11 protein-coding genes are annotated in these 10071 nt (G+C 56.2%); 1 reads left to right on the top strand and 10 read right to left on the bottom strand.

What is annotated here, in order from left to right:
* Positions 1–5: 5 nt before the first annotated feature.
* The 9 genes from QOL67_RS14095 to QOL67_RS14055 all read right to left on the bottom strand — a co-directional run bounded on the left by QOL67_RS14095 (position 6) and on the right by QOL67_RS14055 (position 7454).
* Positions 6–1484, bottom strand: coding sequence for a TadA family conjugal transfer-associated ATPase (locus tag QOL67_RS14095; protein WP_283426611.1), 1479 nt, complete (start codon positions 1482–1484; stop codon positions 6–8).
* Between the two features lie 15 nt (positions 1485–1499).
* Complete coding sequence (locus tag QOL67_RS14090; RefSeq protein ID WP_283426610.1) at positions 1500–2738, bottom strand: CpaE/TadZ family protein; 1239 nt, start codon at positions 2736–2738, stop codon at positions 1500–1502.
* A gap of 285 nt (positions 2739–3023) precedes the next feature.
* On the bottom strand, positions 3024–3677 hold the full coding sequence (locus QOL67_RS14085; protein ID WP_283426609.1) for an OmpA family protein: 654 nt from the start codon (positions 3675–3677) through the stop codon (positions 3024–3026).
* A gap of 14 nt (positions 3678–3691) precedes the next feature.
* Positions 3692–5086, bottom strand: coding sequence for a type II and III secretion system protein family protein (locus QOL67_RS14080; protein WP_283426608.1), 1395 nt, complete (start codon positions 5084–5086; stop codon positions 3692–3694).
* Positions 5087–5329: 243 nt separating this feature from the next.
* On the bottom strand, positions 5330–6199 hold the full coding sequence (gene cpaB / locus QOL67_RS14075; RefSeq protein WP_283426607.1) for a Flp pilus assembly protein CpaB: 870 nt from the start codon (positions 6197–6199) through the stop codon (positions 5330–5332).
* Positions 6200–6399: 200 nt separating this feature from the next.
* The gene (locus tag QOL67_RS14070; protein ID WP_283426606.1) at positions 6400–6600 is read right to left on the bottom strand and encodes a hypothetical protein; all 201 of its coding nucleotides are present in this window, start codon (positions 6598–6600) and stop codon (positions 6400–6402) included.
* A gap of 86 nt (positions 6601–6686) precedes the next feature.
* Positions 6687–6887, bottom strand: a complete 201-nt coding sequence (locus QOL67_RS14065) for a hypothetical protein (RefSeq protein ID WP_283426605.1) — start codon at positions 6885–6887, stop codon at positions 6687–6689.
* Positions 6888–6969: 82 nt separating this feature from the next.
* Positions 6970–7170: a hypothetical protein gene (locus QOL67_RS14060; RefSeq protein WP_283426604.1), complete on the bottom strand. Its 201-nt coding sequence runs from the start codon at positions 7168–7170 to the stop codon at positions 6970–6972.
* Between the two features lie 83 nt (positions 7171–7253).
* Entirely contained in the window at positions 7254–7454 is a 201-nt protein-coding gene (locus QOL67_RS14055) for a hypothetical protein (RefSeq protein ID WP_283426603.1), read from the bottom strand.
* Positions 7455–7799: 345 nt separating this feature from the next.
* On the opposite strand from QOL67_RS14055, the gene QOL67_RS14050 reads away from it, so the two are divergent.
* A complete protein-coding gene (locus tag QOL67_RS14050; protein ID WP_283426602.1) occupies positions 7800–8624 on the top strand; it encodes a lytic transglycosylase domain-containing protein in 825 nt (274 codons plus the stop codon).
* Between the two features lie 2 nt (positions 8625–8626).
* Here the strand turns inward: QOL67_RS14050 and QOL67_RS14045 are convergent, their stop codons facing one another.
* Positions 8627–10000 carry an L-serine ammonia-lyase gene (locus tag QOL67_RS14045; RefSeq protein ID WP_283426601.1) on the bottom strand — a complete coding sequence of 458 codons (1374 nt, stop codon included), beginning with the start codon at positions 9998–10000 and terminating at the stop codon, positions 8627–8629.
* Positions 10001–10071: the final 71 nt, after the last annotated feature.

Below are 10071 nucleotides of genomic sequence, written 5' to 3'. Positions count from 1 at the left end.
TCTGATTACCCCGCAGACGGTTCATAGATTTCAGGCGGCAGATCGTAACCCCAGAGACGGAAACGCTCGGAAAAGTGCGAGCGCACGCCGGTCGCGGTGAAATGGCCAACAATCTTGTTTTCCGGTGTCAGGCCGGTGCGCTGGAAGCGGAAGATTTCCTGCATGGAAATTACGTCCCCCTCCATGCCGGTGATTTCTGTGATCGAGGTCATACGGCGCGACCCATCTTGTAAACGGGAGGCTTGCACAATCAGGTTCACAGCCGAAGAAATCTGAGAACGCACCGCCTTGAGGGGCATCTCGATCCCGGCCATGGCAATCATGTTTTCCAGTCGAGAAATACCGTCGCGGGCGTTGTTGGCGTGGATTGTGGTCATGGAACCATCGTGGCCGGTGTTCATGGCCTGCAGCATGTCGATCACTTCCTCGCCACGTGTCTCACCCACAATGATGCGGTCAGGGCGCATACGCAGGGCGTTTTTCAGACAGTCGCGTGGGGACACTTCGCCTTTGCCTTCGACGTTTGGCGGGCGGCTTTCCATGCGGCCAACGTGGGTTTGTTGCAGCTGGAGTTCCGCCGTATCCTCGATGGTCAGGATGCGCTCAGCGTTGTCGATGAACGAACTCAGCGCGTTCAATGTTGTGGTTTTACCAGAGCCGGTACCGCCGGATACAATCAAATTGAGGCGGGTGGACACTGCAGCCTGCAAGTAGGCGGCCATTTCTTCGGAAAACGCACCAAACTTCACCAGGTCATCAATGCCCAGTTTGTCTTTCTTAAACTTACGAATGGAGACCAGCGAGCCGTCCACCGCAATGGGGGACACCATGGCGTTGAAGCGTGATCCATCTGCCAAACGGGCGTCCACATACGGGTTGGATTCATCGACGCGACGGCCCACCGCAGACACAATCTTGTCGATGATGCGCAGCAGGTGACGCTCGTCTTTGAAGACGATGTCTGTGAGTTCCAGCTTACCAGCGCGTTCGACAAAGATCTGTTTGGGACCGTTGACCAAAATATCGTTGACGGTTTCGTCTTGCAGCAGGGTTTCCAGCGGACCTAGGCCGGTGACCTCGTCGTAGAGTTCCTGAAACACCGTGGTGCGCTCTTCGCGATTGAGAACAATTGCTTTTTCCTGCAGCACCTCAGTGGCAATAGCGGTGATTTCCGCCCGCAGCTCACGCTCGGAGGCTTTGTCCAAGGCGGCGAGGTTCAGGTTGTCCAGCAGCTCGCGGTGCAGCTCCAGCTTGATTTCGCCCAGGCGCTCCTTGCGGCGGCGCTCCTTGTCACCGGCGACAACAACACCCGCAGTTTTTTCAACAATCGGGCGGCGCATGACCTTTTTCTCTGCGACAGCTGCCTCAAGGGCAGCAGCGGTAGGTTTTGGTGCGGGTTCGGCCTTCTTCGCGTCAACCTTGGCGGCTTTTTGGGCAACTGCCGCATCAGGCTTTGCATCGGACTTTTTGTAGCGGGAAAACATTACGATGGTCCTTTTTTACGCGGCTTTTTCGCTGGATTGATCCAGCGCGTGCAGGCTGGCGGCGAGTTTGGCAATTTCTTTGCGCAGCGGGTTCTTTGCGGCGCTGATGGCGAGAGGTTGGCCGTGATCCGAGGATTGGGTCACCTGCTTGCCGCCATCCGGCATATTCAAATCAATTGAGATGCCCAGGCTTTCCGCCAGGCGTTTCACGCGGCTTTTGCCTGCCAGATCGGTGAATTTTGGCGCCCGGTTCATGACGTAGCGCAGCTTTTCAAATGGCAAGTCTTCAGCTTGTAACGCCCGCTTGAGGCGCATGGCGTTTTGCGCCGAGCGCATGTCGATTTCCATGGTGGCGAAGTAGACATGTGCCGCCTGCAGCACGACTTCAGACCACTGAACCAGCGTCGATGGCATGTCGACAATCACATAGTCATAATGTTTGCGCGCCATCTCCAGCATGCGTGCAATGTCATCCGGGCTGACAAGATCCAAGGGAATGATCTCGGCAGGGGCCGTCAGAACATGCAGTTTCTCTTCGTAGGTTTGTAACGCCTGGCCAAAGCTCTCGCTGTCCATGCTTTCGGTGTCTGTCAAAAGTTCAAACACAGCATCTGGCCGCGGCATATCCAGATAGGTCGACATAGTGCCAAACTGAAGGTCCAAATCCACCAGACATACGCTGGGGGCATCCTTGCCTGTTGTGGCCAGCTCCCATCCAAGGTTGGTCGCCAAAGTGGTGGCGCCTGTGCCTCCGGCCAAGCCGTGCACTGCGATTAATACGCCTTCGCGCGAATCTTCGGTAGAGGCGAGCTTCACTTGCGCCGCCGCAGGGATCTCTGCCGCCTTTGCAGCGGTGCGAATTTTTTCGATGGCGGCTTGCAGCTCGCCTGGTGGGAGCGGGTAGGGAATAAACTCGTCAGCGCCGTGGCGCAGCAATGTGTGCAGAGACGCCGGGGTCACGTCTTCAGCGATCAAGAGGGTGCGAATGTTGCGATTGCGTGCCTCCGTGATGATCTCGGTGAGCTCATCCAGCGAATCCTCATCCATGTCATCCATGGCGATGGCTATGAATTCAAGCTTCTCCGCTTCGGGTTGCGCCATGAATGGCACGGCGTCCTCAAAACCGAGATCGCCCCATTGTTCCCCAAGAGCTTCTTCCATATCCACGATCAGAAGTTCAAAATTCTGCACATCCCGGCAGATTGTACATGCCAGGATTGGATTTTGATCGGTTTGCAGCGCTTCGCTACTCATCTTCAGCCTCAAGTCCTCTGGCGCATCTTGCGCCTTTTGTTGTGCAGAGGTGCCCACCTCTTTTGGCATTGTCCGGTCAATCACCCCGATTGCCGGCAGCCCGACTCGCGTCAGACACACTTTGCCTCGGGACTGAAGATCACCCCCAACTTGGGCAACATTGGGGCCAAAAAGCCGAAATTGTGCGGTATTGTGCGACGATCCTCTCAAATTCGACGGATCGTTTCTGAAACGCAAAAAAGCCGACCCAGGGGCCGGCTCTTGTTAGCGCGTTGATTTGTATGGCTATTCGCTGCCGCTGGTGATCGACAGGCCGGTAATCTTGGTCGGCGGCACAGCACTTGCGACATATTCGCGGTAGATGACCGAGGCATAGCGTCCATCCAAGATGTTTGGATGTCTAGACACAAAGCCGGTAACTTCGGTCACTGTACGGCGATTGCGGCGTTCGCGGTTTCCTGTTGCAATCAGGGGTTGGGTTTTGCCAAGAGATACAACGGCTTCTAGGCGATCGCGGCCAATGCCCTGGCTGGACAGGTAAGACACAACAGCGCGCGCACGGCGCATGCCAAGCGATTTGTTGTAGCTGTTGCTGCCCACCGCGTCTGTGTGTCCGTAGACCTTAAAGCGCACTTCCGGGAATTGACGGATCCATTCGGCTTGTTGGCGTAGAACAGTCCGCGCATTTTGATCAAGCACGGAGCTGTCGAAATCGAAGTTCACCATGGTTGGCACTTCTTCGGCAAACCGGGTTGCGAGGCTCAGCACGTATGACTTATCGCCATTTTGAATGCCAATGTTGTTGGCCGTTGCTGATCCAAAGGTGCCACTGTCAATGACGGAGCCAGATTCACGGACCCAAGAGGGCACTGCGCTGTTGTCACCGTCTGAGCAAGCAGTGATCAACAACAGGGCAAGTGCGGCGAGTTTTTTATACATGTCTCAGCCTTTCCTTAGTCCATCACGTAGCCGTAGGAGCCGGTGAAGTCTTGTTTGGCAACTTCGCCAGCCGCCCCGCGTTGCTTTTTGGCGCCGCTGGTGACATGGCCAAACAGGAACAGTTCCTGCTCGGTAGGTGGTTTGATCCGATCTGTTGGCAGTGCCAAGGCTTCGCCACGGGTTGGCGTCACCAAATGTGCGGTCACGATGACAACCAATTCGGATTGGGAACGCGAGTAATCCACGCTGCGGAAAAGTGAACCCAGAACTGGCACATCCCCCAACCACGGCAGTTGAGAGTTGTTATCCAGGAAATTGTCCTGCAGCAGACCGGCAATTGCAAAGCTCTCGCCGTCGCGCAATTCGACAGTGGTCGAAGTTTCCCGGCGGCTGAAGGCTGCAATTGTTAGGGTGCCGTCGGAGTAACCGTTTGCTTGGTCCAGCGCAGAGACAGCCGTTGCCAATTCGAGGTTGATCAAATCACCATCGACAACCCGCGGTACAAAATTCAGCTCAACACCAAAGGGTTTGAATTCAACAGAGATTTCTCCGCCATCTTGTGCAACTGGAATTGGGTATTCGCCACCGGCAAGGAATTTGGCTTCCTGCCCGGACAATGCTGACAAGTTTGGTTCTGCCAGCGTGCGAACCATGCCTTTGGTCTCAAGTGCTTGCAAAAGCAATTCGATTTGAAAAGCGCCAGCATCGAAGGAAAATAGGCCAGTTCGCTTGCTGCCGTCCACAACCAGACCGCCAGTGTCGTTGCGAGGCTGTAGGAATGCGCCGCTCCCGATGTAGGTCCCGTCCCCCTGAATCTGTAAGTTGGCGCTCAGGGATTTTGCGACACTGCGCTGCATCTCAGCAAAGCGCACTTTCAACATGACCTGCTGTACACCACCGACAACCATCAAGTTGGACACGCGTTCGGGCGCGTAACGCTCTGCCAGATCCAAGGCCCGTTGCAGGCGTTGGGAGGAAGATACCGTCCCAGACATGACAATACCGTCATTGGCGGACCGCACGTCGATCCGCTCGTTGGGCAGGATTTGCTTCAGGCGTTCTTTGAACTCTGAGAGATCCGGCGCCACGCGCACATCCACGTTGGTGATGAGTTTACCTGTGGCATCCAACAAGGTCAGCGTGGTCAGCCCTGGTGATTTGCCAAGCACGTATATTGTGCGGTCAGACAGGGACGAGATGTCCGCAATGGCTGGGTTGGCAATGGACAGTTCCGCAAAGGGAACGTCGCTTTCCACCACAACCGCGCGGTTCATCGGCACGCTGAGCGAAGAGGATGTTCCACTTCGCACCACACGCAGAGAGTCCGCGAATGACGGGGGTGCCATCATTGGCAAAACCCCAACGGCGACTCCCAAAAGGGCCGCCCCAAAAATACTTTTTAGTGTCATGTGACCTGCCTCTCGATCACGCCTCGGTTCGTGGGTCTTTTGCCCACATTTTCGGCCACTCTGCGCCACGTGGCGAAATATTGCAAGAATCAATGGCTTCCGGCGGTTTGTTGAGGTGCCGCCCTGTGGGACAAGTGTCACAGGCCACAAGGCAAGAAAACGGATCTGGCCAAACAAACAAAGGCGCCCGAGGTGGTGGGCGCCTTTGAAAACTGAACAACGATCAGATCGTTAAAATTTTCGTCAGTTGGTGCAGGGGATCGGAATTTCCACAACCTGCGCGCCTTTGCGGTTCTTGATTGTGCAGACTTTTGGCTGTTGAACCTGGACGATTTTCCGAACTTCCGGGGCGTCTTCCACTTCTTCGATGCCAAGCAACATGCGCTGATCCACCTCGATGACTTCCGCGACAGTGTTGTCGTTTGCGCCCACCAATGACAGGGACAGGCGACCGGAGCTTTGCGCTTGGGTCAAGGCTGGCACCTGCTCGGTTGTGGCGGCGACGGTGACAGTGCGGGCAACTTTAGCTTCGGCTTGCTCTTCATTCACGGACTGATCCACGGCCACCAGTTTCACATTGGCTTGGATCAGCTTGGTGAACTCACCACGGTTGGTTTCGTCACGTTCAATTCGCCCGGTCCAATAGATATCCACGCGGTCACCTGGACGGATGTGGCCGGAAACACCGCTGGTCACGTCAACTTTGATGGTAAAGGCACGCTCGCCGTTTTTCAGACGTGAAGTGATACCGGCTTCTTCGTCAGGCTCTGTAACCTTGGCTGCCAGCAGGATCTCGCCTTTTTCCAGGGAGCGCAAAATCACGCGCTGCCGGTTGTTGCCGTCTGGGAACAAAACTTCGGCGTCTGTGAACATGCCTTCGGGGGCGGCCTTCTTGGGCCACTGTACGCGGCGCACATCCTTCAGGGCGAGCTTTTCGCCAAATTTCATTGGGCGCGCGACAACAAACCCGTCCACCAACTCCACGGTTGGGCTCTCGGATTTTTGCTGTTCCAGGGCGTTTTCATAGCCCTTGATATAATTCTGCGCCATGTAGACTGCGAATCCAGCGATCCCCAATCCAAAAAGCATAACGGCTGCAAAAATAGCACGCATGGGTTCCACCTCGTTTGTTGATTCCCGCGCAAAGGCGCAAAGGGAATGGTTCAATTGTCAGTCTGAGTGGCAAATGTGGCGAATTCTGGGAGTCACGGCGCTGGTTTGAGGGCAATTGGAAACATCAGCGCCACCAAAACGCAAACAGGCGACCCGTTCTGGGCGCCTGTGCAATGCTCTAAAATTCAAGAGTTCGGTGTTTACTCAGTTGCAAAGGCAGCTGTGCTCGCATCGGCGCCGTTGATTGTGACGGCCGCGGCGGTCACCGGTGTCGCGGTTGCGGATTCAATGGCGGCAAACACCACGACGGCCAGCCCCACGATGCCCGCGGTCAGCACAACCCAGTCAACCGTGACTGCGCCAGCTTCGTCCTTGCGGAAGTTTTTGATGAACGGTTTCATGTGCGTTCTCCAGAAATAGGTGAGGGGATGTCCTCGGTTTGGAAAAAGGGCGCAGTAATCGCGCCCTTTTTAGAAAATCATCCGAATTATTCGGTGGCGATCGCGCCGGAAGATGCGTCAGCAGCGTTCAGAGCTACGGCAGCTTCGGTAGTCAGTGTGGAAGTTGTGCTTTCGATTGCGGTGAAAGCTGCAACGGCCAGGCCAACAACGGCTGCGGTCAGAACAACCCAGTCAACAGTTACGGCGCCAGCTTCGTCTTTGCGGAAGTTTTTGATGAATTTGATCATTGGAATTCTCCAGAAATAGATGTGTTTGGCAAATGGGGGGCAGGCCAATCAGGCCTGCACACCCTGCAGATCTAGGCTGCTATTATTCGGTGGCGATGGTGCCGGAAGATGCGTCAGCAGCGTTCAGAGCTACGGCAGCTTCGGTGGTCAGTGTGGAAGTTGTGCTTTCGATTGCGGTGAAAGCTGCAACGGCCAGGCCAACAACGGCTGCGGTCAGAACAACCCAGTCAACAGTTACGGCGCCAGCTTCGTCTTTGCGGAAGTTTTTGATGAAGTTGATCATTGGAATTCTCCAGAAATAGATGTGTTTGGCAAATGGGGGGGCAGGCCAATCAGGCCTGCACACCCTGCAGATCTAGGCTGCTATTATTCTGTGGCGATCGCGCCGGAAGATGCATCAGCAGCGTTCAGAGCTACGGCAGCTTCGGTTGTCAGTGTGGAAGTTGTGCTTTCGATCGCGGTGAAAGCTGCAACGGCCAGGCCAACAACGGCTGCGGTCAGAACAACCCAGTCAACAGTTACGGCGCCAGCTTCGTCTTTACGGAAGTTTTTGAAAAACTTGATCATGATGTGTCCCTCCAAAGGATCAGATAATTTGTGTCACCGTGTCGGGCCTCGTTGGCGTGTCTCTCTCATGCCTGCTCGACTTGGTATGACAGCAATATCCCCTTCGAATGGGGCGGGAATTGGGCGCAAGTGGTTCGATTTTGGATCAAAAGCGGAATGTTGTTGATTGCCGCATAACGCATTGAAAGATATGATAATAAATGTTCATGTTTTATTAATGTCGGCCTCGTTTGTGGGGGGAATGGGGCCGAATCGCGAGACTTGGGCAGCAATGAGGCAGCAAAACTGGCCTGAACGCCCAAAATCTGCGAAACTGGCGCAAAATGACCCGAGCAGGCAATAAACATGTTGGTACAAAAGAGTGTGTGGGCCGCAGCGCTGTCCGTTTTGGTAGGTTTTGCGGCCGGTGAGTCGGCTTTTGCCGAGGCGCCCAAGCCTTTTCCCGACTTCTCGGCCAAACGGGTGAAGCCCCCCAAGCCAGGGCAAGGCAACCGTATCAATGTCCAAATCACGCCAACCGTGGTCGTGCCCGAGGCACAGGATGCGGGATCAGCAGAGGATTCCCCGTCTCAGACAGCCGTAGGTGCAATGGCGTGGTTTTGGGAGGAGGTCTCACCGAACCTGGAGGACTCCGGTCCGGGTCGTCTGGAGAACGCCTTGAACAAGGTGTCCAAGCCGCCCACAGGGCACGGCGTGCCCACGCCTCGCTTGACCACGTTGCAAACCATTGTTCAAAGCCACGGCATCGACATACTGCGCAGCACGATTGGCACGCAAGTTTCGCCCGCGTTGGTGTTGGCTGTGATTGCCGTCGAATCTGGGGGGGAGGCTGATGCCGTCAGCGGTGCCGGTGCCCAGGGGCTGATGCAGTTGATGCCAGATACCGCCGCGCGTTTTGGGGTGGACGACAGTTTTGCCGGGTCAGACAATATTGCCGGGGGGGCGAAGTTCCTCGATTTCCTGATGGAGAAATTTGAGTCCGACCCGATTCTGGTACTGGCCGGATATAATGCCGGGGAGAACAGCATTGCGGAGCACGCGGGGGTGCCGCCCTACGCGGAGACCCGTGCCTATGTCCCCAAAGTGCTTGCCGCGTTTCAGGTCGCACGGGCTTTATGTATGACACCCCCGGAGCTGATTTCGGATGGCTGCGTGTTTGCGCAGCCATAAGATCAGCAGTTCGGCACGTTCACGGCGAGACCACCCAGAGAGGTCTCTTTGTACTTCTCATGCATGTCTGCACCCGTTTGACGCATGGTTTCGATAACCGCGTCCAGTGGCACAAAATGCTGTCCGTCCCCGCGCAACGCCAGCGAGGCTGCGGAGACGGCTTTAATGGCACCCAGCCCGTTACGCTCGATACACGGCACCTGAACCAGCCCCTTCACAGGGTCACATGTCATGCCAAGGTGATGTTCCAATGCGATCTCGGCAGCGTTTTCCACTTGCTCCGGTGTGCCGCCCATCACGGCGCATAATCCGGCGGCGGCCATGGCGGCAGCTGAGCCAACTTCGGCCTGACATCCTGCTTCCGCACCTGAGATTGACGCGTTGAACTTTACCAAGCCGCCAATCGCGGCGGCGGTGAGCAGAAACTCATCCACGCGTGATGCCGTTGCGCCGGGCACATGATCCAGCCAATAGCGGATCACTGCAGGCATCACGCCCGCGGCGCCATTGGTTGGCGCAGTCACCACTTGGCCGCCCGCGGCATTCTCTTCATTCACAGCCATAGCGTAGGCGCTCATCCAGTCATTTATGGTGTGCGGTGCGTTCAGGTTCATGCCGCGTTCGGCTTGAAGCGCATCATGGATCGCCTTGGCGCGGCGGCGTACGTTCAGACCTCCAGGCAAAGTGCCGTCGGTGATCAGCCCGCGGTCGATGCAATCATTCATCACCTGCCAGATACGGGCGCAGCCTTTGGATAGGCTCTCATGACAACCGCGAGCCACTTCGTTGGTCTTTTTCATTTCGGCAATTGTCTTGCCGGAATGCTCCGCCATCTCCAGCATCTCGAGCGCAGACTTAAACGGGTAGGGCACTGGCGCCCCTTCGTCGGTGGCTTTGCCTTCTGCCAGTTCTGCTTCGGTGAGAATAAAGCCGCCGCCAATCGAGTAGTAGGTCTCTTGTAGGGTCACGTCGCCCTGCGCGTCGGTCGCCATCAGGATCATGCCATTGGCATGGCCTGGCAGGTTGGGGCCAAAGTCAAACTTCAGATCTTCGCGCGGATTGAACTTCAGAACCGGTAAGCCTTCTGGCTGCACCGTTTCGGTCTCGCGGATATGGTCCAGAGCGGCCTCCGCTTGCTCATGGTCATAGCTGTCGGGCAGGAACCCGGCGAGGCCAAGAATAGTCGCGCGGTCGGTGGCGTGGCCGACGCCGGTAAAAGCCAATGATCCGTGGAGAGAACCGCGCAGCCCATGGAATTCGAATGGCGACGCACGCATTGTGTCGAGGAAACGCGCGGCTGCTACCATTGGCCCCATGGTGTGTGATGACGACGGGCCAACGCCCACTTTGAACATATCAAAGACAGAGAGAAACATAGGGTAAGTGGTCCTTCGGCCTGCGCGCGCTGTACTTGGGGACGTTTTAGTTTGCTTCTTGGGTTTTCAGC

It is taken from the genome of Shimia sagamensis (genome assembly GCF_900182745.1).
Classification (GTDB): domain Bacteria; phylum Pseudomonadota; class Alphaproteobacteria; order Rhodobacterales; family Rhodobacteraceae; genus Shimia; species Shimia sagamensis.
Note: the sequence above shows the minus strand (reverse complement) of the source record. Positions and strands in the feature narration are given on the sequence as shown.